The organism is Streptomyces phaeofaciens (assembly GCF_014648915.1).
In the GTDB taxonomy this organism is placed as follows: Bacteria; Actinomycetota; Actinomycetes; order Streptomycetales; family Streptomycetaceae; genus Streptomyces; species Streptomyces phaeofaciens.
The window spans coordinates 232,234-256,345 of the sequence record NZ_BMSA01000009.1; the positions used below are offsets into that span (position 1 = coordinate 232,234).

Here is a 24,112-nt window from a genome sequence, read left to right on the forward strand (position 1 = left end):
ACACGGCGGCCCGTGCTGCGGAACAGTGGGAAGACGCGGTACCGAGGAGGTCCGGACGGAGGGGGACGACGATGCTGAGCACTCCCGTAGGCGAGCGGCGGCTGGACATTCTGGAGTGGCTGAAGGAGCCGGCCCGGCACTTCCCGCCGCAACGCCACGCCGACCTCGTCGAGGACGGCGTACCGGCGGCCGTCATCGCCGCCAAGCTGGGCGTGCGCCGCCAGGTGGCGGACACCCACCTCGCCCTGCTGGCCGACATCGGCCTGCTGCGCGCCAAGCGCATCCGGCGGCGCGTCTACTACCGGCGCGACGAGATGCGCATCGCCGAGGTGGCGCGCATGTTCGAGAAGGGGTGGTAGAGAGTCGTCACGAAGGGACACCAGGGGAGCAGGAGATCCGCCTGCGGAAAGCCACGGCAAAGGACCCCGGTTACCCACCGTCGCCGACGCTCCTGCCTGCGAGGATGGCCGCCTCCTTCAGGAAGGGCGGAACCCTATGGACCTGCGGACGGCCCTCGTCCCCCTCAGGTACATCACCCTCCCCGGTCACGGACCCGAAGACGTCGTCGCCGATCCCCGAGGCCGAGTCCTCACCGGGCTCGCGGACGGACGGATCCTGCGGATCGACGGGCTGGACGACCCGCCGGCCGCCCGTGTCGAGCACATCGCCGAGATCGGCGGCCGTCCGCTCGGCCTCGAACTCCTCCCGGACGGCGACCTGTTGGTGTGCGACGCCGACGGAGCACTGCTGCGTGTCGACCCCGAGGGCGGCACCGGAAACGTCCGCGTGCTCACCGAGTCGGCGGCGGGGGAGCGGCTGCGGTTCTGCAGCAACGTCGTCGCCCTGCCCGACGGCACGGTCTACTTCACCGTCTCCAGCCGCGTCCACCCGCTGCGGGACTGGATGGGCGACCTCGCCGAGCACACCGGCACGGGCCGTCTGCTCCGGCTCGAACCGGGCGCCCCGGAGGCCGAAGTCGTCCTGGACGGGCTCCAGTTCGCCAACGGCGTGGCCCGCAGCGCCGACGACCGCGCCCTGATCGTCGCCGAGACCGGCGCCCGCCGCCTCACCCGCTTCTGGCTCACCGGCCCCCGCACCGGGCAGGCCGAACCCCTCGTCGAGAACCTGCCGGGGTACCCGGACAACCTGTGGCGAGGCGCCCCCGACGGCCCGGTCTGGGTCGCCCTGGCCGGCCCGCGCGTCCCGCCCCTCGACCTCCTGCACCGCGCCGCCCCCGGCGTCCGCCGCGCCGCCGCCCGCCTGGCCGTGCGCGCGCCCTACCGCCCCTCGGGCACGATCGGCGTGCTCGCCGTCGACGACGACGGCCGCGTCCTGCACCACCTCACCCGCCGCCGCTCCGGCTTCCGCATGGTCACCGGCGTCTGCGAGACCGGCGGCCGGCTGATCCTGGGCAGCCTCCACGAGCGCGGGGTCGCGGTCTGCGAGGCACCCGAGGGGAAGCGGCGCGAGTGAACCCGGGGCACGCCCCGTGGCGGCCGGGAGACGCGAGGGTGTCCGGGGACCGGGAGCGCACCCTCCGCGCCCGCGGCCCGGCGCTACCCTGTGACCAGGCGTGATCATCCCGCGCGCCGGACGCCGGCGGTGAGGGCAGGAGACGTACGACATGACAGCCCCCCGAGCCGGGAGCCCCGCTGCCGGCGCCGCGCGGCGGCCCGCCGGGACGGGACAGCTCCCGGTGGTCGCCGTGGTCGCCGTCGGCGGCGCGATCGGTGCCGCCGCCCGCTACGCGGCCGCGCTGTGGTGGCCCACGCCGGCCGGCGGCTTCCCCTGGACGACCTTCTGGGTGAACGTCGTCGGCTGCGCCGTGATCGGCGTGTTCCTGGTGGTGATCACCGAGGCCGTCGCCGCCCACCGGCTCGTGCGCCCCTTCTTCGGCACCGGCGTCCTCGGCGGCTTCACCACCTTCTCGACCTACGCCGTCGACATCCAGCGGCTGGCCGACGCGGGCCGGACCGCCGCGGCCCTGGCCTATCTGACCGTGACCCTGTGCGCGGCGCTCGCCGCGGTGGCGCTCGCGGCCACCGCGACCCGCCGCGTACTCACCCGGAGGCAGCGATGACGAGGCTGACCGGCAACGCCCTGCGCGTGACCGTCTTCCTGAGCGAGAACGACACCTGGCACCACAGACCCCTCTCCACCGAGATCGTCCACCGCGCGCACGCCGCCGGACTCTCCGGCGCCAGCGTCTTCCGGGGCGTCGAGGGCTTCGGCGCCTCCTCCGTGATCCACACCTCCCGGCTGCTGTCGCTCAGCGAGGATCTGCCGGTGGCGGTCGTCATCGTCGACACCGAGGAACGCGTCCGGGACTTCCTCCCGGTCCTCGACGAACTGGTCACGGACCGGCTGGTGACCCTCGACGAGTGCCATGTCCTGCGGCGCGCCGACCGCTCCGCGGAACCCGGCGAACCGGACACGGAGGGTAAGAAGTCGTTGTGAACTGGCTGGTGGTCGTCGTGGGCGCCATGATCGGCGCCCCGCTGCGCTACCTGACCGACCGCGCGGTGCAGTCCCGGCACGACTCGGTCTTCCCCTGGGGCACCTTCGTCGTCAACGTCGTCGGCTGCCTGCTCCTCGGCACCCTGACCGGTTCCGCGGCGGCCTCCCCCGACCTGCGGCTGTTCCTGGGGACGGGCCTGTGCGGGGCGCTGACGACGTACTCGACCTTCTCGTACGAGACGCTGCGGCTGACCGAGACGGGTGCCGGGCTCTATGCCGTGGCCAATGTCGTCGGCAGTCTGGTGGCGGGCCTCGGGGCCGCGTTCGCGGGGGTGGCGACAGGCCAGGCGGTGTGGCCGTGACCGCCGGCCGCACCCGCGACTGGTAGGACTGTCCTCCGCACCGTCCGACCACCGACCCCGTCGAACCCACCGACCTCGTCAGAACTGGATCCCATGAGCGCCATCTCCGTCGGCCAGGCCGTCGTCCTCGGAGCCGTCGAGGGAGTGACCGAGTTCCTCCCCGTCTCCTCCACCGGACATCTGAAGATCACCGAGGGGCTGATGGGCATCCCGGTCGACGACGACGCCGTCGTCGGCTTCTCGGCCGTGATCCAGGTCGGGGCGATCGCCGCCGTGCTGGTGTACTTCCGCAAGGACATCGTGCGGATCGTGTCGGCCTGGTTCCGGGGCCTGCGCGACCGCGAGGAGCGCGTCCACCACGACTACAAGTTCGCCTGGTGGGTGATCTGCGCGACCCTCCCGATCGTCGCCGTCGGCCTGGCCGCCAAGCCACTCATCGAGGGGCCGCTGGCCTCCCTCTGGGTGGTGGCGGGCTCGCTCATCGCGGGCAGCGGTGTGATGTGGTGGGCCGACCGGACGGGCCGGCACAAGCGCGGCGAGGACGACACCTCGTTCAAGGACGCGATGCTGGTCGGCAGCTCGCAGATCCTCGCCCTGCTCTTCCCCGGCTTCTCCCGCTCCGGCGCCACCATGTCCACCGCGCTCATGCTCGACCTGGACCGGGTCGCCGCCACCCGGCTGTCGTTCTTCCTCGGCATCCCCGCCCTGACCGGCGCCGGCCTGTACGAGCTGAAGGACGCGCTCGGCACCGGCGCGGGGGCGGCCCCGCTGGCCGTCGGCACGCTGGTCTCCTTCGGTGTGGCGTACGCCTCCATCGCCTGGCTGCTGAAGTTCGTCGCCAAGCACTCCTTCAACGCCTTCGTGATCTACCGGATCGTCGTCGGCCTCGCGCTGTTCGGGCTGTTGGGCACCGGTGCGCTGAACAGCTGACCCGCCGCGCGGGCTCCGCGCACCCCCGCTCGGCCGGGAAGTCCGGATTCAGGCTTCCCGGCCGTTGCATTTTTCCTTTCACCGGCCTTGACACCACCCGTATGTCACCCGGAACATCTCTCCCGTGAACCTGTCAGACAGCCAGACAGGTGGTTCGGGGCCGCGGCGCGTCAGCGCCATGGAAGCGGTCCTCACCCACCTCCGCGGCGCCATCGAGCGCGGCGAGTACGAGATCGGCGACAAGCTCCCCTCCGAGGCGGAGCTGTGCCGCACCCTCGAGGTGTCCCGGCCCGTCCTGCGGGAAGCCCTGCGCGCCCTCCAGACCATGGGCCTGACGGTCGCCAAGACCGGCAAGGGCACCTTCGTGATCGCGAACACCGTCGAGGACCCCACCTTCGGCGACTACGCGGCCAGCGACCTGCTCGAAGTGCGCCGGCACGTCGAGGTCCCGGTCGCCGGGTACGCGGCCCTGCGCCGCACCGCCGAGAACCTGGACCACCTGGCTCATCTGCTCGACCGCATGGAACGCGAGACGGACACCACCGCGTGGGTCGCGATGGACACCCTCTTCCACCTGGCCGTCGCCGAAGCCGCCCAGAACCCGGTGTTCCGCCGGGTCATCGAGGAGATCCGGGACGCACTGGCGCGTCAGTCGGCCTTCCTCAACGAGCTGGGCGGCCGGCGCGAGCAGTCCAACCGGGAGCACCGCGCCATCGTCGAGGCCCTGATCGACGGTTCCGAGCACGACGCGGTGGAGGCCATGAGCCACCACCTCGACCGCGTCGAGACGACTCTCACCGACATCGTGCGCACCTCCGGCACGAGCACCCCCCTGGAAGGCGGACCCGAGGCGTGAGCGAACAGCACCTCAAAGACGAGACGCGCCCCTCCTCCCGTCATGTCGACGCCGGCGACCACGGCTACAGCAAGTCGCTGAAGTCCCGTCACGTCAACATGATCGCCATCGGCGGCGCCATCGGCACCGGCCTCTTCCTCGGCGCCGGCGGCCGGCTCGCCGACGCCGGGCCCTCCCTGTTCATCGCCTACGCGGTCTGCGGAATCTTCGCCTTCCTCGTGGTGCGCGCCCTCGGCGAACTCGTCCTGTACCGCCCGTCCTCCGGCGCGTTCGTGTCCTACGCCCGTGAGTTCATGGGCGAGAAGGGCGCGTACACGGCCGGCTGGATGTACTTCCTGAACTGGGCCACCACCGGCATCGCCGACATCACCGCGGTGGCCACCTACACCCACTACTGGGGCATGTTCTCCGACATACCCCAGTGGGTGATCGCGCTGATCGCCCTGGCCGTGGTCCTCACGGTGAACCTGATCTCCGTGAAGATCTTCGGCGAACTGGAGTTCTGGTTCGCCATCGTCAAGGTCGGCGCGCTGGTGATCTTCATGTGCATCGGCATCTTCCTGCTGGTCACCCAGCACCCGGTGGACGGCGCCACCCCCGGCCCCTCCCTGATCACCGACAACGGCGGCGTCTTCCCCAACGGCCTGCTGCCCATGCTGCTGATCATCCAGGGCGTCGTCTTCGCCTACGCCTCCGTCGAACTGGTCGGCGTCGCCGCCGGTGAGACCGAGAACCCCGAGAAGATCCTGCCGAAGGCGATCAACTCGATCATGTGGCGCGTGGGCCTGTTCTACGTCGGCTCGGTGATCCTGCTGTCGATGCTGCTCCCGTGGAACTCGTACACGTCCGCCGAGAGCCCCTTCGTCACCGTGCTGTCGAACATCGGCATCCCGGCGGCCGGCGGGGTGATGAACCTGGTCGTCCTCACCGCGGCCATGTCCTCCCTCAACTCCGGCCTGTACTCCACCGGACGCATCCTGCGCTCCATGGCCGTCAACGGCTCCGCCCCGAAGTTCACCGCGAGGATGAGCCGCAGCCAGGTCCCGTACGGCGGCATCCTGCTCACCAGCGGTATGTGTGTCCTCGGTGTCGGCCTGAACTTCGTGGTCCCGGCGGACGCCTTCGAGATCGTCCTGAACTTCGCGGCGATCGGCATCCTCGCCACCTGGGGCATGATCATGATCTGTCACCTGCTCTTCTGGCAGAAGACCCAGAAGGGCGAGCTGACCCGCCCGGGCTACCGGCTTCCGGGCTCCCCCTGGACCGAACTCGTGACGCTGTTCTTCCTCGCGTCGGTCCTGGTCCTCATGTACGCCGACGGCGGCGCCGGACGCACCACCGTGCTCTGCCTGCCGCTGATCGGCGGAGCGCTGGTGGCGGGCTGGTACGCCGTCCGCCGCCGCGCCCGCACCTCGGCCGAGGTCGACGCGTGACCCCCGCGCCGGCCCACGACAACCCACCAGCGATCCAGGCAGTGATGTACAGCAGTTCTCTCGCCGACGCCCCCGCGATCCGCGAACCCCTCCACGCACCCGTCGCCCACCTCGTCCGCGGCGGGGTGACCGAGGGCATCCACTACGGCTCCGTCGTCGTCCTCGGCACGGGCGGCCAGGTCGAGCTCCAGCTCGGCGACATCGAGGCGGCCTTCCATCCGCGCTCGGCGCTCAAGCCCGTCCAGGCCGTCGCCATGGTCCGGGCCGGGCTGCCGCTCGACGGCGAGCTGCTCTCGCTCGCCGCCGCCAGCCACTCCGGCGAGGAACGCCACCTCGACGGGACCCGGCGGATCCTCGCCCTGGCCGGCGTCACCGAGGACGACCTGCGCAACGTGACGGACATGCCCTACGGCCCCGAGGTCCGCGACGCGTGGATCCGGGACGGCCGGGGGCCCTCCCGCCTCGCCCAGAACTGCTCCGGCAAGCACGCGGCCATGCTGTACACCTGCAAGCTCAACGGCTGGTCCCTCGACGGCTACCTCGACCCGGAGCACCCGCTCCAGCAGGCGATCGCCGAGATCGTCGAGGACCTCACCGGACAGCGGATCGCACGGGTCACCGTCGACGGGTGCGGCGCGCCCCTCTTCTCCGTCTCCCTGCACGGCCTCGCCCGCGCCGCCGCCCGCATCACCACGGCGGTGCCCGGCACCCCCGAGGCCCGGGTCGCGGACGCCGTGCGCGACCACGCCGAGATGGCCTCCGGCACCGGCCGGGACGTGGCCGCCCTGATGCGGGCCGTCCCCGGCCTGCTCGCCAAGGACGGCTTCGAGGGCGTCGAGGTCGCGGCCCTGCCGGACGGACGGGCCGTCGCCGTCAAGATCTCCGACGGCGCGAACCGGGCCCGGATCCCGGTCACCGCGGCCGCCCTGGTCCGGGCCGGCGTCGACCCCGCCCTCCTCACCGGATTCGCGGGGGAGGTCCTCCTCGGCGGCGGCGAACCGGTCGGCGCCGTCCGCCCGGCCCGCGCCCTGGACCCGGTCACCGTACGAGCCTGCGCCTGACGGCACGGGTCGCATGGCGCGGGCTGCCCGTGTCGCGGAACGGTCGGGTCCGGCCCGTGTCGCGCCACGGGCGGCCGGGCACCTGGAGTCCGGCGCCCGGAGTCCGGCACCGGGAGTCCGGCGCCCGGAGTCCGGCACCCGGCCGGACGGTCCACGGCACCCGGCCTGCCCGCTCTCCTGGTACCCGGCCGTCCTCCGGAGCCCGCGTCCGGCGCAGGTGCCCGGCCATCGGGTGGCCGGTCACCACGGTGCCGGTCCCGCGGCCGGGCACCGGCACCGCCACCGGCACCCGGGCACCCGGACCCCGGCGGAGCCACCGGCACCCGGCCGGCCCCCACCCCTGGTCGCCACCCCGGTCGCCGCCCCTGGCCGCCACCCCGCACACCCCGGTCGCCGGGCGTCCTCCCGGCGTCCGGACCTCGAACCCGCCGGTCCGGTCACCACCGGTCCGGTGCCCGGTCGGCTCGGGCGGGCGTCATCCCGTACCGCCCGAGCCGACCGCCACCCCTTCGGACGTCACCCGCTCTCCCGCCCGCACCCTCACCCTCGGAAAGAGGCCGCACCCTCATGACCGCCGCCGTCACCCGCAGCGAACACGACCTGCTCGGCGACCGGGACGTCCCCGCCGACGCGTACTGGGGCATCCACACCCTGCGCGCCACGGAGAACTTCCCGATCACGGGCACCACGATCTCCGCCTACCCGCACCTCGTCGACGCCCTGGCCGCCGTCAAGGAGGCCGCCGCCCTCGCCAACCGGGATCTCGGCCTGCTGGCGCCCGAGAAGGCCGCCGCGATCGTCACCGCCTGCCGGGAGATCCGCGCCGGGAAGCTGCACGACCAGTTCGTCGTCGACGTCATCCAGGGCGGCGCCGGCACCTCGACCAACATGAACGCCAACGAGGTCGTCGCGAACCGTGCCCTGGAACTGCTCGGCCACGAGAAGGGGCAGTACCGGCACCTGCACCCCAACGAGGACGTCAACCTCGGCCAGTCGACCAACGACGTCTACCCGACGGCCGTGAAGGTCGCGACCGTCTTCGCGGTGCGCGGGCTGCTCAAGGCGATGGCCGTCCTCCAGGACGCCTTCGGCCGCAAGGCCGTCGAGTTCCGCGACGTGCTGAAGATGGGCCGTACGCAGCTCCAGGACGCGGTGCCGATGACGCTGGGCCAGGAGTTCTCGGCGTACGCCGTCATGCTCGACGAGGACCGCAGCCGGCTCGCCGAGGCAGTCGAGCTGATCCACGAGATCAACCTCGGCGCCACCGCGATCGGCACCGGCCTCAACGCTCCCGCCGGATACGCCGAGTCGGCCCGCCGCCATCTCGCCGAGATCACCGGCCTGCCGCTGGTCACCGCCGCCAACCTCGTCGAGGCCACCCAGGACTGCGGCGCCTTCGTCCAGATGTCCGGCGTGCTCAAGCGGATCGCCGTCAAGCTCTCCAAGAGCTGCAACGACCTGCGCCTGCTGTCCTCCGGTCCGCGCGCGGGCTTCGGCGAGATCAACCTGCCGCCGGTGCAGGCGGGTTCGTCGATCATGCCCGGCAAGGTCAATCCGGTGATCCCCGAGGTCGTCAACCAGGTCGCCTTCGAGGTGATCGGCAACGACGTCACCATCACCATGGCCGCCGAGGCCGGCCAGCTCCAGCTGAACGCCTTCGAGCCGGTCATCCTGCACTCCCTCTCGGAGAGCATCACGCATCTGCGCGCCGCGTGCCTCACCCTCGCTGAGCGCTGCGTGGACGGCATCACCGCCAACACCGAGGCGCTGCGCGCGAGCGTGGAGAACTCCATCGGCCTGGTCACCGCGCTCAACCCGCACATCGGGTACACGGCGGCCACCGACATCGCCAAGGAGGCCCTCGTCACCGGCCGCGGGGTGGCCGAACTCGTCCTGGAGAAGGGCCTGTTGCCCGCCGAGACCCTCGCCGACCTGCTGCGCCCCGAGGTCGTCGCGGGCAGCGGATCCCCCCTGCTCTGACCTGCGACGACGCGCCGGGACCGGCGCGGGAGGCACAATAGTGATCATGACAACGACGTCGTCCCACGCCTTCCAGCCGGTCCTGGAACGCATCGCCGAGGAGCTGGAGCACACCCCCGGCCGGGGCCGGCCCGCCGACTACATCCCGGCGCTGGCCGCGCGCGACCCCCGCAGCTTCGGCATGGCCGTCGCCGAACTGGACGGCACGGTGTACGGGGTGGGGGACTGGCGCGAGCCGTTCTCCACCCAGTCCATCACCAAGGTCTTCACCCTGGCCCTCGAACTCTCCCGGGAGGGCGACACGCTCTGGGAGCACGTGGGCCGCGAACCCTCCGGCAACCCCTTCAACTCCCTGGTCCAGCTGGAGTACGAGAACGGCATCCCGCGCAACCCCTTCATCAACGCGGGCGCCCTCGTCGTCACCGACCGCCTCCACACCCGTACCGACGACGCGGCCGGTGAGTTCCTCGCCTTCCTGCGCGCCGAGAGCGGCAATCCGCGGCTGGCCTTCGACGAGGAGGTCGCCGCCTCCGAGAGCGCCCACGGCGACCGCAACGCCGCCCTGGCCCACTTCATGGCCTCGTACGGCAACATCGGCAACCCGGTGCCGGTCCTCCTCGACCAGTACTTCCGCCAGTGCTCGCTCAGCGCGTCCTGCGCCGACCTCGCCCTGGCCACCTCCTTCCTCGCCCGGCACGGCATCCGCGCCGACGGCACCCGGCTGCTCACCCGCAGCCAGGCCAAACAGGTCAACGCGGTGATGCTGACCTGCGGGACGTACGACGCGGCCGGCGACTTCGCCTACCGGGTCGGCCTGCCCGGCAAGAGCGGCGTCGGCGGCGGCATCATCGCGGTCGTACCCGGCCGCTGCACCCTGTGCGTATGGGGCCCCGGCCTGGACGAACGCGGCAACTCCGTGGCGGGCGTGGCGGCCCTGGACCGCTTCACCACCCTCACCGGGCTCTCGGTGTTCTGAACCCGGCGCACCGGCCCGGTTTATTGCGTTGAGCGGGAGACGGGTCACCGGCCATCATCCTGCGCATGTTCTCGCGCAGGAATCGCCGTCCCAAGTCCCCCGAACTGCTGACGGCCTGGGAGGCCCTCGAGGCAGGTGACGTACCGGGGGCGCTACGGCAGCTGCGGCACGCGCCCGAGGATCTGCCGCTCGCGGAGGTCGCCCTCGTGGTCGGCCGGGCCGCCGGGGCGGCCGGGTTCGACGACCTGGGGAAGGCCGCCGGCGCGCTGGCCGCCGCTCCCGACCAGGCGCAGCAGCTCTACGACTTCGGGTACGCGTGCGTGGAGCGCGGCGTCCCCTACCTCGCGATACCCGCCCTGCGCGAGGCGCTGCGCCTGGTGCCGGGCTCGGCCGCGGCGTTGCGCGAACTGGTCTCGGCGTACGAGCGCGAGGAGCGCCACCGCGAGGCGGTCGACGTCCTGGCCGCGCACGAGCAGGGCCTCGCCGCCTGGCCCGACCGCTATCTGCTGGTCTTCAACGCGGTCCTGGCCGGCGACCTGGACCTGGCCCGCCACCACCACGCGCTGCTGCCGGCCCCGGACGACGACATGTGGCTGCCCGCCCGCGACCGGCAGAACCGCGTCCTGGCCCGCGCCGAGAACACCCAGGCCGCGAGCCCGCTGGACCGCACCGACCTGCGGGGCTGGCAGTACGTCCTCGGCGGCACCGTACTGGGCACCTTCTCCCCGTACGGCTTCGACGCGGGCATGACGGGGCGGTACGCCTGGCTCCAGGACAGCCACGAACAGTGCCTGCGCGGGCTGCTGCGCCTGAAGGCGGTACTGGAGGCGGCCGGGACCCGGCCCGCCTCGGTGTCCCTGCTGCCCGACCGTGGCAGCCGCGTCCTGGGCCTGGCCGCCGCCGAGATCCTGGACCTGCCGGCCGTCGCCTTCGCACCGGAACGCCCCGACACCGTCGTCATCGCCTACGACCTGAACGAGACGCTGGAGGCGGCCGATGGACCCGAGGTGCTCGGCGGGCTGCTGCACCGCGCGCCGGGGCAGGTGCTCCACGAGCACGCGAGCTGCTGGACGGACACCCCGGCGGTCACTCCCGACAGCGTCGCCCTGCTCCACCAGTCGGTGGTCGCGCCCTGGGCTCCGGCACTGCGGGCCGACGCCGACGGCGGAGTGGAACGGGGGGAGCCCGACGAGCGGCCCGAGGCGGAGATCGCGGCGGACATCGTGGCCGCCGACCCGACTCCGGACGAGGGCGACGGAGAGACGCCGGCCGACTCCGTCGAGCGGCTCACGGAGTTCGTCACGGCCGTCCGAGGCACCTGGCTGAGCGGCGAGCGGACCCGCCTCAAGTCCGCCGGTCCGGTGGTCAGTTCCCGGTTCCGCTGACCGCCGCGGGACGCTCACCCGGCGGTCACGCGCAGGCCGCCGCCAGGTGAGCGGGCCGTCGCTTTCCGGCCACTTGGTGACGGCACCCTGACGGAGTGTTGGCCATGGCTTTTCCTGTCGATCTCCGCCGCTGCCAGGTACTGGGCCTGGCCGGTACGGCCTGTCTCGCCCTCGGCGGCGAGACGGCCGGCGCGCTGCCCGCCCGGGAACTCCTCGCCCCGTCCTCGGCGCACGCCGTCCTGGGCCTGGTCGGCGTGTACTTCGGGCTGGTGCTGCTCACCGCGGCCTGGATCCTCCTGGGCCGTCTGGTGCGCGGCGACGATCCGCCCGCACCACGCGCCCTGGTGCTGGTCCTCGCCGTGTGGGCGGCCCCGCTGCTGATCGGCCCGCCCCTGTTCAGCCGGGACGTCTACAGCTATCTGGCGCAGGGCGCGATGGTCGACGCCCACATCGACGTGTACGCGCACGGGCCCGCCCGGCTCGGCGGCCCGCTCGCGGACGAGGTCGCCCCGCTGTGGCGGCACACCGGAGCCCCCTACGGACCCGTCTTCCTCGCCGTCGCCGCCGCTCTGTCCGGCCTCACCCACGGCGAACTGCCCGCCGGACTCCTCGGGATGCGGCTCGTCGCCCTGTGCGGGGTGGCGCTGATGGCGGTCGCGCTGCCCCGCCTGGCCCGGCACAGCGGCGCCGACCCGGCCGCCGCGCTGTGGCTGGGCGCCCTCAACCCGCTGGTCCTGCTGCACCTGGTGGCCGGCGCCCACAACGACGCCATCATGCTGGGCCTGCTGGGCATCGGACTGGTCGCCGCGCTGGGCCGCCGGCCGGTGCCGGCCGCCGTGCTGGTCACCCTCGCCGCCCTGGTCAAGGCACCGGCCGTGCTGGGCCTGGCCGCGGTCGTGGTGCTCCAGCTGCGCGCGGGGCGCCGCCCGGTCCCCGCCGTCCTGACGACCGCGGCCGTCTGCGCCGCCACCACCGTCGTCGCGACCGCCGTCGCGGGCACCGGATACGGCTGGATAGCCGCCCTGGACACCCCCGTGTCCCCACAGAACTGGGCCCTCACCAGCCTCCTCGGCCGCGCCACCGGCGCCCTGCTGGAGCACGCCGGCAGCGACCTGGCCCCGCTGGCCGTCCCCGCCTGGCACGCCCTCGGGCTCGCGGTCACCGGGGTCGCACTGGTCGTCATATGGTGGCGACTGCGGCCCCGGCCGATATACGCGCTCGGCCTGAGCCTCGCCGTGGTGGCCGCGTTCGGCCCCGCGATCCGCCCCTGGTACGCGCTGTGGGGCCTGTTCCTCATCGCCGCCGCGGCACCGAGCACCTCGGTCAGGCCCCGGATGGCCGCCGTGGCCGGTGTCCTCGCCCTCGCCGTGCTGCCCGACGGCGGCCCGGCCGACGGCGGGCGGCTCCTCCTGGCGGTCTGCGGCGGCGTGCTCGCCGTGGTCGTCCTCGGGCAGGCCCGGCTCGCGGCCCGGACCCCGGGTGCGCTGGGACGTACGGCATGACGGGACCCGCCACGGACCGTGGCCGTCTGCTGCTGCTGTGCGCGCTGGCCGCCGCCGTCACCGTGTTCACCGCGACCGTTCCGCTGCTGCGCGACTGGTTCGACCTGCGGGTCTACTACGGCACCGTCGACAGCTGGATCCACCACGGCGGACACGTCTACGACTACCGGGTGCCGGGCACCCCGTACGGGTTCACCTACCCGCCGTTCGCCGCCGTCGCGATGCTGCCGATGGCGCTGGTCGGGCCGCGCACCGCGATCGTGGCCGCCCTGCTGCTCAACCTCGCGGCCCTCGCCGCCGTCGCCCGGGTCCTGGCCGGGCCGGCCCTGCGCCGGCACGGCTGGTACGGCGCCGCCCTGGCCGCCTGCGTCCTCGCCCTGTTCGAGCCGCTGCGGGACACCTTCAGCTTCGGGCAGGTGAACCTGCTGCTGCTGGCTCTGGTGCTGTTCGACCACCGCCTGCTGACGAGCGGCCGCGGCCGCCGCTGGGCCGGGGTCGGCATCGGACTGGCGGCGGCGGTGAAGCTCACGCCGGCGCTCTTCATCGGTCTGCTGCTCGTCGCCGGGTACCGGCGCGCGGCCGCCGTGGCCGGGGGTGTCGCCGCGGCGGCCACGGCGCTCGCCGCGCTGATCGCCCCGGACGCCTCGCGCTTCTACTGGACCGAGGCGATGTGGGACACCACCCGGGTGGGCCGGCTCGACTACGTCTCGAACCAGTCGCTCCAGGGCGTCCTGGCCCGGCTGGGTGTGGAGAGCCGGGCCGTGTGGGCGCTCCTCGTCGTGGTGGTGCTGTGCGTCTGGGCGCGCCGGGTCCGGCGGGCGGTGGCCGCGGCGGACCCGGCGGCGGCCTTCGCGCTCACCGGTCTGACCGCCTGTCTGGTCAGCCCCGTCACCTGGGTGCACCACCTGGTGTGGCTGCTGCCCTCCTTCGCGGTGCTGATCCGGGCCGGGCACCCGAGGGTGGCGGGCGTCCTGTACGCGGTGCTGTGCACCAGCGTGGTGTGGCTGTGGTTCGACGATGCCTCGGGCGTGGACGGGTTCCTGGGCGCGAACACCTATGCCTGGATCACGCTGGGCCTGTTCCTCTGGCTGCCGGTCGGTCAGGAGGCGGACAGGTGGCGGCGGGCCAGCCGCAGCACGAACGCGACGGCGGCCCCGCCCAGCACGGCGGCCCCCGTGATGCCGAGCGCCGCCGACCAGCCCGACGGCCCCTCGGCCCCCGCGGAGGTCCCGGAGGCGACGGCCGCCGCGGCCACCGGCTCCACGTCGGGACCGGGCCTCGGCCGCGACCGCAACGCGTCCAGCGAGCCCACCGGATCGACCCGGCCGGCGGCCGCGAACCCCCAGTCGAGCAGCGCGCGCGCCTCCTCGTAGACGGCGAAGCCGCCGCCCGACCGGGGGTTCATCACCGTCACCACGAGGGTGCGTCCGCTCCGGCGGGCGGCGGCCACCAGCGTGTTCCCCGCGTCGCTGGTGTAGCCGTTCTTGATCCCGATCAGCCCCGCATAGGGCTCGACGCCGTCCGCCCCGGTGAGCAGCCGGTTGGTGTTGCGGATGTCGTACGACCCTCCGGCGCGCCCGGGGAACTCGGCGTCCGCCGTGGCGCAGTACCGCGCGAAGTCGGCGTTGCGCAGCCCGGCCCGGCCGAAGACGGCCAGGTCGTAGGCCGAGGACACCTGGCCCGGGGTGTCGTACCCGTCGGGCGACAGCACGTGGGTGTCGCGCGCGCCCAGTGCCCGCGCCTTGGCCTGCATCCGGCCGGCCGTCGTACGCCAGCCGCCGTTGAGGGCGGCCAGGACGTGCACGGCGTCGTTGCCGGAGTTGAGGAACACCCCGCGCCACAGGTCGGCGACCCGGTACGTGCGCCCTTCGGCGACGCCGACCAGGCTGCTGCCGGGGCCGATGTCCAGCAGTTCGTCCTCGGTCACCCGGTGCCGGATCCCGCCGGGCAGCACCGGCAGCACCGTGAGGGCGAACAGCGTCTTCAGGGTGCTGGCGGGCGGGAGTCTGCGGTGGGCGTCGGCCGCGGCGAGGACCTCGCCGGTCCGGGCGTCGGCCACCAGCCAGGACCGCGCGGAGACGTCCGGTACCTCGGGTGCTCCCCGGTGCGGCCGTACCTGGGTGCCGGGCCGGTACAGCAGGGCGGGGCGGGGTGCGCTCGCGCGCGGCTCACCGGGCCCGCCCGCGGCTCCCGGGTCGGGCCCGGCCGGGGCGGCGGCCGCCGTGGGCCCCAGCGCCAGGGCACCTGCCAGACACAGCGCGCAGGCCGACGCGACGGCCCGGGGAGAGAAACCGATATTCATATGATCAACGTAGAAATGAACCGGGCCTTCCCCGCGGTGCCCGTGCCGAACGTCCACGGGCGAGCACCCGGATGCCGCACGCCGGTCACGCCCGGTGACGGGACGTCAGGGCCGCCGCGCGGCACAGGGCCGCACCACGGAGGGCCGGGCGAGGGTCGGGACGGGCGGCGCTCAGCCGGCCGGCAGCGTCGGCTGCACCCGCCGCAGGAACGTCGCGTTGTCCGGGGTCTCCCGCATCCGCTCCAGGAGCGCCTCCAGGCCGGCGTGGCCGTCCCGGGGCTGGAGGGCGCGGCGCAGCCCGCGGACGGCGGCCGACTCGGCGGGGGAGAGGAGGAGTTCCTCGCGGCGGGTGCCGGAGGCGGTGATGTCGACGGCCGGGAAGATCCGGCGGGAGGCCGGTTCGCGGTCGAGCCGCAGCTCCATGTTGCCGGTGCTCTTCAGCTCCTCGAAGTAGAAGTCGTCGGCGCGCGAGCCGGTCTCGACCAGCGCGGTGGCGAGGATGGTGAGCGAGCCGCCCTCCTCGGCCGAGCGCGCGGCCCCGAAGAACCGCTTGGGTCCGATGAGCGCGGTCGCGTCGACGCCACCGCTGAGGGTGCGGCCCCCGGCGGCGGCCGCGTTGTTGTGCGCCCGGCACAGCCGGGTCAGCGAGTCGAGGAGGATCACGACGTCCTCGCCCGCCTCGACGAGCCGCTTGGCCCGCTCGATCACGAGGTCGGCCAGCGCGATGTGCTGCCGGGGCGCCCGGTCGAAGGTCGAGGCGTACACCTCGCCGCGCACCGAGCGCCGCATGTCGGTGACCTCCTCGGGGCGTTCGTCGAGGAGCAGCACCATCAGCCGGGCCTCGGGGTGGTTCCCGGCGACGGCTGCGGCGAGCTGCTGGAGCAGGACGGTCTTGCCGGTCTTCGGCGGGGCGACGATCAGGCCGCGCTGTCCCTTGCCGACGGGTGCGATCAGGTCGACGAGCCGTCCGGCCGGCCCGGCGCCCGGGTGTTCCAGGCGCAGCCGGCGGTGCGGGTGCAGGGGTGTGAGGTCACGGAAGTGACGGCGGCCGCGTGCCGCGTCGGGGGTGGCGCCGTCGACGCGGGCGACCTCGGTCAGGGCGCGCTGGGTGCCGCGCACCCCGTCGACGAGGTCGCCCCTGCGCAGCCCGTGACGGCGGATCAGCGCGGCCGGGACCTGGAGGTCGTCGGGCGTGGGCAGCAGGTCGGCGCCGCGCAGGTGCCCCTTCCCGCTCGCGTCGATGTCGAGGACACCGGAGACGACCCGGGCCGGGGGCCGCTGTACGAGAGGGGGTTCGAGTGTGGTGGTCATGGTGGTCGGTCCTTTCACGGACGGAAGGCATGAGACATGCGGAAGAAGGGGGTGCGGCCGCGAAGGAAGGGCGCACAGCGCGCCTCGGGCGGCGGGAGACATCACCGCGGCCACGACGGATACGCGGTCGAGGTGGTGAAGGACGGCTGCCGTACCGGCCGAAGGAAACGGCGGGTGGATCGGCGAACCGGGGAGGAAGGGCACCGGCGCCACAACGGGGCGTACACGAGTGCTGAAGGAACCTTAGCACATCGCTTCCGCCGTTGATGTCGTACCGGCCCGGCGGCACTGCTGCGCACCGCGCGGCGAGCGGGCAGAATCGGTCGCCGTACGGCACCGACCAGCCCTCTTCCCTCAGGAGTCACCGGTGGACGACCGGACCGGCACGCCCCATCTCCTCGACCCCTCCGGCGGCTGCCCGCACGCCGCCAACGCGCGCCTGCTCGCCCGGGGTGCCGTCGCCCCGGTGGTGCTGCCCGGGGACGTCGAGGGGATGGCCGTCCTCGGCCACGAGGCGCTTCGGGAATTCCTCTCCCACCCCGATGTCGCCAAGAACGCGGCGCACTTCACCGCCCTGCGGGAGGGGCGCATCGCCGAGGGCTGGCCCCTGCTGACCTTCGCGACGGTGCCGGGCATGACCACGGCCGACGGTGACGACCACCGCAGGCTGCGCTCGCTCGTCAGCCGCGCCTTCACCGTCCGCAGGGTCGAGGAACTCCGGCCCCGGGTGGTGGAGTTGACCGACTCGCTGCTGGTCGGCCTGGAGCGGGCGGCCAGCGCCGACGGGGGAGTCGCCGATCTGCGCCGGCACTTCGCGCTGCCGCTGCCGATGGGGGTGATCTGCGAACTCCTGGGCGTGGACGCCGGATACCGCGACCGGCTGCACCATCTCTCCAGCCAGGTCGTGGCCACCGACATCGGCCCCGCCGAGGCCGTCGCCGCCAACCGTGAACTCGTCGCCGTCCTGGGCGAGATCGCCGCCGACCGGGCCGAGCGCCCCGGCGACGACCTCACCAGCGGCCTCATCGCGGCACGGGACGAGGACGGTGACCGGCTCGCCCCGCAGGAACTCATCGGCACCCTGCTGCTCATGATCATCGCCGGGCACGAGACCACCCTCAACCTCATCACCAACGCCGTCCGCGCCCTGTGCGGCCACCGCGACCAGCTCGCCCTCGTGCGCAAGGGCGAGGCGAGCTGGGCCGACGTGGTCGAGGAGACCCTGCGCTGGGACGCGCCCGTCAGCTACTTCCCGTTCCGCTACCCCGTGCGCGACCTCACGCTCCACGGCACCCTCATCCCGAAGGGCACCCCCGTCCTGGCCGGATACTCCGCAGCCGGCCGCGACCCGGCCGCGCACGGTACCGACGCCGACCGGTTCGACGTCACCCGGCCCGCCCGGCCCGGCGCCGCCCGGGGTCTCTCCCTCGGGCACGGCGCCCACTACTGCCTAGGCGCCCCGCTCGCCCGGCTGGAGGCCGGCATCGCCCTGGAGCGGCTGTTCACCCGCTTCCCCGGCCTCGACCTCGCCGTCCCCGAGCCGGAACTCCCCCGTCACTCCAGCTTCGTCGGCAACAGTGTGCGGACCCTTCCGGTACGGCTCGGCACGCCCGCCGCGTACTAGGGCCTTTCTTTCGGATCAGGCCGGCTCCGGTCCGCGGGAGTTGTGAGCTTGGCGACCCCCGGCAAGATCCGAAAGAGAGGCCCTAGCCGTACGGACGGGAGGGCCGGGGTCGCAAACCCCGGTCTTTCCCATGTTTATGACGGATGTCCCCAGAGCGTAACGATCCGTGACGTCAAGGGACTTGCCCACCCCGATTGTTCTATCTTCACGTCATGTCCACGCCGCCTCAGCCTCCGCAGCAACCCGAGCAGCCGTCCGAGGCGCCCGCACCGCCGAGCGCCTACCCGTATCCCCATCCGCAGTCGCCGGGCCCCGGTGGCACGGGAGGCTTCCCGCCCGCACCCCAGCCGGGCCAGCCCATCTACGCGCAGCCCACCCTCGTCGGGCTGCCGGGACAGCCGGGCCCGCCCCAGCCGGTCAACCCGTACGCCCAGCCCGGCCCCTACCCCGTCGTGGGCCCGCCGCCCACCGGCGGCGGCAGCGGCGGCGCCGGCCGCGCGGTCCTGTGGGCCGCCGTCGGCGCCCTGGTCGCCTCCGCCGCCTGGGCGGGCGGTGTCTTCCTGATCGGTGGCACCGAGGACGACCCGGACCTGCGCGGCTACACGGCCCCGTCCAACCTGTGCACCAGCGCGGACTACTCGTCGTTCAAGGACGAGTACCCGGACAACGACGGCACCCCGACCGACAACACCCTCAAGGACACCGCCCTCGACCAGGGCTACTGCAGCATCAGCCTGAAGAAGACCGGCTCCAGCTATGCCGACGCGTACCTCTCCGTCCAGCTGGACCTGCACAAGAAGACCGACCCCGGGCCGGAGTTCACGGCCACGTGGAAGAACTACGACGACAGCCACGACGGTTACGACGTCGACTCCGTCACCGGGATCGGCGACGAGGCGTACATCGCCAGCGAGGACACCACCGCGGGCACCGACAGCGGCTCGCGCTACGCCACCCTCGCCGTGCGCGACGGCTGGGTGACGTACACGATGAGCTACAGCTCCTACCTGTCCTCGTACGACGACGACAAGGACCCGCCGGAGCTCGACGAGGTCATCGACTGGCTGAAGACCGACACCAGGGCCACGCTTGAGGAACTCAAGGACTGACCGGCCGGCCGCGGGCGGCGGGTCGCCTCGGTGTCAGGAGGCGGCGGCCGCCCGTGCCTCCGCCTCCTTCGTGATCGCGTCGAACCGCGCGCCCATCGCCGCCGCGAGCGCCTGCGCACCCGACAACGGCCGCACCATGACCGTGAGTTCGTCGATCAGCCCGTCCTCGTCGACATGGATGAAGTCGCAGCCGCTCAGCTCGCGCCCGCCCACCCGGGCGGTGAACACGAGCGCGTGGTCGCGCCCGTTCTCGCCTCCGGTGAGCTCGCGGTCGTACCGGAAGTCCTCGAAGACCTGCGACACCGCGCGCAGGATCGCCGCGGTGATCGCCCGGCCCGGGTACGGCTTGAACACGACCGGGCTGGTGAAGACCACGTTCTCGGCCAGCAGGGCCTCCACGGCGTCGAGATCGCCGGCCTCGACCGCCTCACGGAACGCGCGCATCGGATCACCTCATAGTCAATTTGTTGAGTAAGTGCGGATGACAATAATCATCCGCTGTTACGGTGTCCACATGTCCCTGAAGTACGCCGTCCTGGCCGCCCTCCTGGAGGGCGAGGCCTCGGGCTACGAGCTGTCCAAGCTCTTCGACGTCTCCCTCGCGAACTTCTGGCCCGCGACCCCGCAGCAGCTCTACCGCGAGCTGGAGCGGCTCGCGCAGGACGGACTGATCGAGGCGCGGGTGGTCCAGCAGGAACGCCGCCCCAACAAGCGGATGTTCACCCTCACCGAGGCGGGCCGCACGGATCTGCGCGTCTTCGCGGCCACCCCGCCGCGCAGACCCACCGCCATCCGCGACGAACTCCTCATCAAGATCCAGGCCCTCGACGGCACGGACCCCGCGGTGACCCGCGAGCTGATCGAGGAGCGCATGAGCTGGGCACGCGGCAAGCTCGCCCGCTACGAGCGGGTCAGGGAACGGCTCGTCGACGGCCGCAGCGAGGAGGAGTACCTGCGCGAGGCCGACCGCGTCGGCCCGTACCTCACCCTGATGGCCGGCATCGCCTTCGAGGAACAGAACCTGCGCTGGTGCGAGCGTGCCCTCGTGCTGCTGGAGCGCCGGGCCGCCGTAGGCTGAGCGACGATGTTCAGCCCCGAAGGTCCCACCCTGCGCGAACTCGCCGTCCAGGCCCTGTCGTCCGTCGAGCGCGGCTACGACCTGCTCGCCCCGAAGTTCGACCACACCCCGTTCCGCACCCCGGACTCCGTCCTGGATGCGGTCACCACCGCCCTGCGCGGGACCGGCCCCTACGACGACGGCCTCGACCTGTGCTGCGGCACCGGCGCGGGCATGGACGTCCTGACCGAGGTCTGCCGGCGCGGCGCGACCGGCGTCGACTTCAGCGCGGGCATGCTCGACGAGGCCCGCGCCCGCGGTCACGGCGACGGCGACGGCCCCCGGGTGTCCTGGGTGCGCGCGGACGCCCGCGCCCTGCCGTTCACCGCCGCCTTCGACCTCGTCGTCAGCTTCGGCGCGTTCGGGCACTTCCTGCCCCGTGAACTGCCCGGCCTGTTCGCCCAGGTGCACACCGTGCTGCGGCCGGGCGGCACCTTCGCGTTCCCCGTCGTCGCCCCGCCGCGCCCGGTCTCCCCGGTCTACTGGATGCTGTGCGGCTTCGACGCCGTGATGCGGGTGCGCAACGCCGTGTGGCGGCCGCCGTTCGTCATGTACTACCGGGCCTTCCGGCTGGGCGAGGTGCGGCGCGAACTGGAGCGCGCCGGCTTCCACGTGGACCTCCGCCCCCTGCCCGAGTTCGGGACGAGGAGGGACGCGAGCCCACGCGTCCGGCTCGTCGAGGCCCGGCGCGCGGACGGGTCCTAGGGGGCGACGCACGGCGGGCCCGAGCCGTCACAACGCGCTGTAGAGGGCGTCGACCAGCGCCATCTTCCGCGGGTCGTCCGCGATGTTCGGGCCCATGCGGTTCATCACGTACCCGAGGGACACCCCGGCGTCCGGGTCGGCCAGCCCGCACGAGCCGCCGAAGCCGTCGTGGCCGATCGCGCGCGGGTTGGGTCCGTAGGAGCCGTTCGGCCCGCTGAGCCAGAGCCCCAGCCCGACCTCCGTCTCGTGCGCGAACCCGGCGCCCAGCACCAGGTCCCGGCAGCCGCCCTGTCCCTCGCGCACCCGCTCGGCCGCCTCCGGGGACAGGACGCGGTGGCCGGCGTACGTACCCCGGCCCGCGAGGACGCCGTACAGCGCGGCGACAGCGCGTGCCGTGCCGTGGCCGTTCGCGGCCGGCAGCTCAGCCGCCCGCCACCGCGCCGTGCCGGCCTCGGCGGCGCCCACCGGCGGGTTGGCCAGGGAGGCGAGCGCCACCGGTGGCAACTGGCTGAAGGCGGCGGCCTGTTCGCCGGAGTCCGCGGCACGGGCGTGCACCAGCTCGGCGGCCCGGCCGGCCTCCTTCTCCGGCAGTCCGATGGTGAAGTCGATGCCCAGCGGCCCGGTCACCTCCCGCTCCAGGAACGCGCCCGGCAACAGTCCCGACACCCGCCGCACGACCTCTCCGACCAGGAAGCCGTAGGTGAGCGCGTGATAGCCGGACCGGGTGCCCGGCTCCCACCAGGGCTCCATGGCGGCGAGCCGCGCGGTGGTCAGCTCCCAGTCGTAGAGCTGCTCCAGGGCGTGCGGTTCACGCAGCCCGGCCAGACCGGCGCGGTGCGACAGCAGATGCCGTACCCGGACGTCCTCCTTGCCCGCCGCGGCGAACTCCGGCCAGTACGCGGCCACCGGCGCGTCGAGGTCGAGCAGTCCCCGGTCGGCCAGGATGTGCGCGCACAGCGCCGTCGGCCCCTTCGTCGTCGACCAGACGTTGACCAGCGTGTCCCGCTCCCAGGGGCGGGTGCCCGCCGCGTCCGCCCAGCCGCCCCACAGATCGGCCACGGTGACGCCGCCGACGGTGACGCTCACCGCGGCGCCCAGTTCGTCCCGGTCGCGGAAGTTCTCCTCGAACGCGCTGCGCACCGCCGCGAAACGCGCGTCGCAGTGGCCGTGAACCTGTGGCACGTGCTCGGACATGGGCCCTCCGTGGTCCGCCGGAACCCCGGACCGCGGCACCGCGGCCCGGTCCCCCCGAACATACCGACTGGTCGGACTGGGGGGAAGGGGCGCGCCGCGTCAGGCGTACGACCGCAGCCAGCGCAGCTTGGCCGCCTCCTGGTAGGGGCCGCCGCCCTCGTGGTCGTTGAAGTCGTACACCTCGATCGTCCGGTCCTCGTGCGCCCACGCGTTGAACGCGGCGAACACGGTCGAGGGCGGGCACGTCTGGTCCTCCAGGGCCGCCGAGAACAGCGCGGGAGCCGTGGCGCGGGAGGCGAAGTGGACGCCGTCGAAGTAGGAGAGCGTGCGCAGCGCGTCCTGCGTGCGGCCGCGGTGCGTCTTGAGGAACAGGCCGATCTCCCGGTACGGGTGACGGTCCGTCAGGGTCGCCGCGCGCGGGAAGTCGCACAGGAACGGCACGTCCGGCGCGACCGCCACCAGGTCCGGCACCAGACCGCCCACCGCGATCGAGATGCCGCCGCCCTGGCTCCCCCCGAGCGCCACGGTCCGGCTCGCGTCGGTCAGCGGGTGCGAACGGGCCGCCTCCACCGCGCGCACCGCGTCCGTGAACACCCGCCGGTAGTAGTAGTTCTCGGGGGCGTCGAGCCCGCGGGTCATGAAACCGGGGTACGACGGCGCCCCGCCCACCGGGTCGGCCGTGCCGCCGCCACCGCCCCAGGCGCTGCCCTGGCCCCGGGTGTCCATCACGAAGTGCGCGCGGCCCGTCGACGCCCACAGCAGGTTCTCGTGCGGCAGCCCGCGCCCGCCGCCGTAACCGATGAACTCCACGACCAGCGGCAGCGGTCCCTGCGCCCCGGCCGGCACCTTCAGCCAGCCCTTCACCGGGTGGCCGCCGTACCCCGCGAACGTCACGTCGTGGACGTCCACCGTGGCCAGGCCCGTGTCGACCGGCTCGAAGCGGGCGTCCAGGTCGTGCTCGCGTGCCTCCTGGAGGGTCTTGGACCAGAACGCGTCGAAGTCCTCGGGCTCGGTGGACGCGCTGCGGTACTCGTGGAGCTCCTCGAGGGACAGGTCGAACAGGGCCATGAAGGTCCGCCTTTTTGTCAAGTGTCCATACGAATGATCACACCGTACGTGCACTCCACGAACCCCCGCCAGACCCCCACCAGCGGCTTCAGGCCGGACGGCGCCGGGTCCACTCCGGCTCGGTGCGCGTCCACTCCCGGTCCCACTCGGCCAGCCGGTGCCGCATCGCCACCCGGCGGACGACCACATGCCCCAGCAGCACCACGGCGGCCGCGCCGCCCGCCGCGGCGACCCCCATCGTCAGGGTCTGCTGCCAGACGGCCGTGCCGTCCGGCGGCGGCGGAACGCTCCGCCCCCGGCTGTCGAACCACACGTCGACCCGGTCGCCCCGGTGCGTACCGGCCGGCACCCGGGCCGTCGTCGTCCGCGGCTGCTCCCCGGGCGGCGCCCAGCGGACGGCCACGCGGTACAGCTGCTCCCGGGCGCCGTCCGCCGTGGGCAGCGAGTCGGGCACCCGGCCGACGACCTCGGCCCGCACCCGGTGGCGTTCGGCCCGCTGCTCGGCCGCGGCGGCACGCGCCTCGTCGTGCACCCAGCGGCCCGCCACCGCCCCGGCCAGGGGCACGGCGACCAGCAGCAGCACGGCGACGACCAGCGCCGTCCACGCCTCCACCACGTCCGACCGGCGCCGCAGCGGATTGCTCCGCCAGCGCCAGCCGCGTATCCGGGTCGGCATGTCGACCTCCTCGCCGTGACGCGAGTCCCCACATGAAAGTGGTACCCCCATCGGAGGACAACCG

23 protein-coding genes and 1 pseudogene are annotated in these 24,112 nt (G+C 73.4%); 18 read left to right on the forward strand and 6 right to left on the reverse strand.

What is annotated here, in order from left to right; all coding sequences use genetic code 11:
- Positions 1-71 precede the first annotated feature (71 nt).
- From IE275_RS17635 to IE275_RS47080, 14 genes are all read left to right on the forward strand, one after another.
- Entirely contained in the window at positions 72-359 is a 288-nt protein-coding gene (locus IE275_RS17635; protein WP_189712269.1) for a helix-turn-helix domain-containing protein, read from the forward strand.
- 136 nt (positions 360-495) lie between these two features.
- A complete protein-coding gene (locus tag IE275_RS17640) occupies positions 496-1,473 on the forward strand; it encodes an SMP-30/gluconolactonase/LRE family protein (RefSeq protein WP_189712270.1) in 978 nt (325 codons plus the stop codon).
- A 151-nt stretch (positions 1,474-1,624) separates the two neighbouring features.
- Positions 1,625-2,080 carry a fluoride efflux transporter CrcB gene (gene crcB, locus IE275_RS17645; RefSeq protein ID WP_189712271.1) on the forward strand — a complete coding sequence of 152 codons (456 nt, stop codon included), beginning with the start codon at positions 1,625-1,627 and terminating at the stop codon, positions 2,078-2,080.
- A complete protein-coding gene (locus tag IE275_RS17650; RefSeq protein WP_189712272.1) occupies positions 2,077-2,457 on the forward strand; it encodes a DUF190 domain-containing protein in 381 nt (126 codons plus the stop codon). Before crcB (IE275_RS17645) ends, IE275_RS17650 begins: the two co-directional genes overlap by 4 nt.
- Positions 2,454-2,819, forward strand: coding sequence for a fluoride efflux transporter CrcB (gene crcB, locus IE275_RS17655; protein ID WP_189712273.1), 366 nt, complete (start codon positions 2,454-2,456; stop codon positions 2,817-2,819). Before IE275_RS17650 ends, crcB (IE275_RS17655) begins: the two co-directional genes overlap by 4 nt.
- Before the next feature lie 93 nt (positions 2,820-2,912).
- Positions 2,913-3,749 (forward strand): undecaprenyl-diphosphate phosphatase, encoded by an 837-nt coding sequence (locus IE275_RS17660; RefSeq protein ID WP_189712274.1) that lies wholly within the window; start codon positions 2,913-2,915, stop codon positions 3,747-3,749.
- A 178-nt stretch (positions 3,750-3,927) separates the two neighbouring features.
- The gene (locus IE275_RS17665; RefSeq protein ID WP_189712330.1) at positions 3,928-4,605 is read left to right on the forward strand and encodes a FadR/GntR family transcriptional regulator; all 678 of its coding nucleotides are present in this window, start codon (positions 3,928-3,930) and stop codon (positions 4,603-4,605) included.
- Positions 4,602-6,038 carry an amino acid permease gene (locus IE275_RS17670; protein ID WP_189712275.1) on the forward strand — a complete coding sequence of 479 codons (1,437 nt, stop codon included), beginning with the start codon at positions 4,602-4,604 and terminating at the stop codon, positions 6,036-6,038. Before IE275_RS17665 ends, IE275_RS17670 begins: the two co-directional genes overlap by 4 nt.
- A 44-nt stretch (positions 6,039-6,082) precedes the next feature.
- Positions 6,083-7,099, forward strand: a complete 1,017-nt coding sequence (locus IE275_RS17675; RefSeq protein WP_189712276.1) for an asparaginase — start codon at positions 6,083-6,085, stop codon at positions 7,097-7,099.
- A gap of 567 nt (positions 7,100-7,666) precedes the next feature.
- A complete protein-coding gene (gene aspA, locus IE275_RS17680) occupies positions 7,667-9,079 on the forward strand; it encodes an aspartate ammonia-lyase (RefSeq protein WP_189712277.1) in 1,413 nt (470 codons plus the stop codon).
- A gap of 46 nt (positions 9,080-9,125) precedes the next feature.
- Complete coding sequence (locus IE275_RS17685; protein WP_189712278.1) at positions 9,126-10,055, forward strand: glutaminase; 930 nt, start codon at positions 9,126-9,128, stop codon at positions 10,053-10,055.
- A 65-nt stretch (positions 10,056-10,120) separates the two neighbouring features.
- Positions 10,121-11,440, forward strand: coding sequence for a tetratricopeptide repeat protein (locus tag IE275_RS17690; protein WP_189712279.1), 1,320 nt, complete (start codon positions 10,121-10,123; stop codon positions 11,438-11,440).
- A gap of 104 nt (positions 11,441-11,544) precedes the next feature.
- A complete protein-coding gene (gene mptB, locus IE275_RS17695; RefSeq protein WP_189712280.1) occupies positions 11,545-12,942 on the forward strand; it encodes a polyprenol phosphomannose-dependent alpha 1,6 mannosyltransferase MptB in 1,398 nt (465 codons plus the stop codon).
- Complete coding sequence (locus IE275_RS47080) at positions 12,939-14,315, forward strand: glycosyltransferase 87 family protein (protein WP_189712281.1); 1,377 nt, start codon at positions 12,939-12,941, stop codon at positions 14,313-14,315. The genes mptB and IE275_RS47080 overlap by 4 nt, the downstream gene beginning before the upstream one ends.
- A gap of 83 nt (positions 14,316-14,398) precedes the next feature.
- Here the strand turns inward: IE275_RS47080 and IE275_RS17705 are convergent.
- A pseudogene (locus IE275_RS17705) lies at positions 14,399-15,244 on the reverse strand (D-alanyl-D-alanine carboxypeptidase family protein); the annotation flags it as partial.
- A 171-nt stretch (positions 15,245-15,415) separates the two neighbouring features.
- Positions 15,416-16,555 carry a transcription termination factor Rho gene (rho, locus tag IE275_RS17710; RefSeq protein ID WP_189712282.1) on the reverse strand — a complete coding sequence of 380 codons (1,140 nt, stop codon included), beginning with the start codon at positions 16,553-16,555 and terminating at the stop codon, positions 15,416-15,418.
- Between the two features lie 367 nt (positions 16,556-16,922).
- Here rho and IE275_RS17715 point away from each other — a divergent pair, with 367 nt between their 5' ends.
- Together IE275_RS17715 and IE275_RS17720 are read left to right on the forward strand one after the other, a co-directional pair.
- The gene (locus tag IE275_RS17715; protein ID WP_189712283.1) at positions 16,923-18,179 is read left to right on the forward strand and encodes a cytochrome P450 family protein; all 1,257 of its coding nucleotides are present in this window, start codon (positions 16,923-16,925) and stop codon (positions 18,177-18,179) included.
- Positions 18,180-18,391: 212 nt separating this feature from the next.
- Positions 18,392-19,288 carry a hypothetical protein gene (locus IE275_RS17720; RefSeq protein WP_189712284.1) on the forward strand — a complete coding sequence of 299 codons (897 nt, stop codon included), beginning with the start codon at positions 18,392-18,394 and terminating at the stop codon, positions 19,286-19,288.
- Positions 19,289-19,321: 33 nt separating this feature from the next.
- Here the strand turns inward: IE275_RS17720 and IE275_RS17725 are convergent, their stop codons facing one another.
- Positions 19,322-19,732: a nuclear transport factor 2 family protein gene (locus IE275_RS17725; protein ID WP_189712285.1), complete on the reverse strand. Its 411-nt coding sequence runs from the start codon at positions 19,730-19,732 to the stop codon at positions 19,322-19,324.
- Between the two features lie 70 nt (positions 19,733-19,802).
- Between IE275_RS17725 and IE275_RS17730 the strand changes: the two genes are divergently transcribed.
- Complete coding sequence (locus tag IE275_RS17730; RefSeq protein ID WP_189712286.1) at positions 19,803-20,366, forward strand: PadR family transcriptional regulator; 564 nt, start codon at positions 19,803-19,805, stop codon at positions 20,364-20,366.
- 6 nt (positions 20,367-20,372) lie between these two features.
- Positions 20,373-21,110, forward strand: coding sequence for a class I SAM-dependent methyltransferase (locus IE275_RS17735; protein ID WP_189712287.1), 738 nt, complete (start codon positions 20,373-20,375; stop codon positions 21,108-21,110).
- Between the two features lie 27 nt (positions 21,111-21,137).
- Here IE275_RS17735 and IE275_RS17740 read toward each other — a convergent pair whose 3' ends face one another.
- The 3 genes from IE275_RS17740 to IE275_RS17750 all read right to left on the reverse strand — a co-directional run bounded on the left by IE275_RS17740 (position 21,138) and on the right by IE275_RS17750 (position 24,048).
- Complete coding sequence (locus IE275_RS17740) at positions 21,138-22,304, reverse strand: serine hydrolase domain-containing protein (RefSeq protein ID WP_189712288.1); 1,167 nt, start codon at positions 22,302-22,304, stop codon at positions 21,138-21,140.
- A 99-nt stretch (positions 22,305-22,403) separates the two neighbouring features.
- Complete coding sequence (locus tag IE275_RS17745) at positions 22,404-23,372, reverse strand: acetylxylan esterase (RefSeq protein ID WP_189712289.1); 969 nt, start codon at positions 23,370-23,372, stop codon at positions 22,404-22,406.
- Between the two features lie 88 nt (positions 23,373-23,460).
- Entirely contained in the window at positions 23,461-24,048 is a 588-nt protein-coding gene (locus tag IE275_RS17750) for an Rv1733c family protein (RefSeq protein WP_189712290.1), read from the reverse strand.
- Between the last annotated feature and the right edge of the window lie 64 nt (positions 24,049-24,112).

What these genes read in the sequence shown, in the direction of transcription:
- IE275_RS17685 (WP_189712278.1), top strand. Translation starts at nt 9,126, where the DNA reads ATGACAACGACGTCGTCCCACGCCTTCCAGCCGGTCCTGGAACGCATC.
- IE275_RS17690 (WP_189712279.1), top strand. Translation starts at nt 10,121, where the DNA reads ATGTTCTCGCGCAGGAATCGCCGTCCCAAGTCCCCCGAACTGCTGACG.
- IE275_RS17725 (WP_189712285.1), bottom strand. Translation starts at nt 19,732, where the DNA reads ATGCGCGCGTTCCGTGAGGCGGTCGAGGCCGGCGATCTCGACGCCGTG.
- IE275_RS17660 (WP_189712274.1), top strand. Translation starts at nt 2,913, where the DNA reads ATGAGCGCCATCTCCGTCGGCCAGGCCGTCGTCCTCGGAGCCGTCGAG.
- IE275_RS17720 (WP_189712284.1), top strand. Translation starts at nt 18,392, where the DNA reads ATGTCCACGCCGCCTCAGCCTCCGCAGCAACCCGAGCAGCCGTCCGAG.
- IE275_RS17750 (WP_189712290.1), bottom strand. Translation starts at nt 24,048, where the DNA reads ATGCCGACCCGGATACGCGGCTGGCGCTGGCGGAGCAATCCGCTGCGG.
- IE275_RS17665 (WP_189712330.1), top strand. Translation starts at nt 3,928, where the DNA reads ATGGAAGCGGTCCTCACCCACCTCCGCGGCGCCATCGAGCGCGGCGAG.
- rho (WP_189712282.1), bottom strand. Translation starts at nt 16,555, where the DNA reads ATGACCACCACACTCGAACCCCCTCTCGTACAGCGGCCCCCGGCCCGG.
- mptB (WP_189712280.1), top strand. Translation starts at nt 11,545, where the DNA reads ATGGCTTTTCCTGTCGATCTCCGCCGCTGCCAGGTACTGGGCCTGGCC.
- IE275_RS17635 (WP_189712269.1), top strand. Translation starts at nt 72, where the DNA reads ATGCTGAGCACTCCCGTAGGCGAGCGGCGGCTGGACATTCTGGAGTGG.
- IE275_RS47080 (WP_189712281.1), top strand. Translation starts at nt 12,939, where the DNA reads ATGACGGGACCCGCCACGGACCGTGGCCGTCTGCTGCTGCTGTGCGCG.
- IE275_RS17675 (WP_189712276.1), top strand. Translation starts at nt 6,083, where the DNA reads ATGTACAGCAGTTCTCTCGCCGACGCCCCCGCGATCCGCGAACCCCTC.
- IE275_RS17745 (WP_189712289.1), bottom strand. Translation starts at nt 23,372, where the DNA reads ATGGCCCTGTTCGACCTGTCCCTCGAGGAGCTCCACGAGTACCGCAGC.
- IE275_RS17650 (WP_189712272.1), top strand. Translation starts at nt 2,077, where the DNA reads ATGACGAGGCTGACCGGCAACGCCCTGCGCGTGACCGTCTTCCTGAGC.
- IE275_RS17730 (WP_189712286.1), top strand. Translation starts at nt 19,803, where the DNA reads ATGTCCCTGAAGTACGCCGTCCTGGCCGCCCTCCTGGAGGGCGAGGCC.
- IE275_RS17735 (WP_189712287.1), top strand. Translation starts at nt 20,373, where the DNA reads ATGTTCAGCCCCGAAGGTCCCACCCTGCGCGAACTCGCCGTCCAGGCC.
- aspA (WP_189712277.1), top strand. Translation starts at nt 7,667, where the DNA reads ATGACCGCCGCCGTCACCCGCAGCGAACACGACCTGCTCGGCGACCGG.
- IE275_RS17640 (WP_189712270.1), top strand. Translation starts at nt 496, where the DNA reads ATGGACCTGCGGACGGCCCTCGTCCCCCTCAGGTACATCACCCTCCCC.
- crcB (WP_189712271.1), top strand. Translation starts at nt 1,625, where the DNA reads ATGACAGCCCCCCGAGCCGGGAGCCCCGCTGCCGGCGCCGCGCGGCGG.
- IE275_RS17740 (WP_189712288.1), bottom strand. Translation starts at nt 22,304, where the DNA reads ATGTCCGAGCACGTGCCACAGGTTCACGGCCACTGCGACGCGCGTTTC.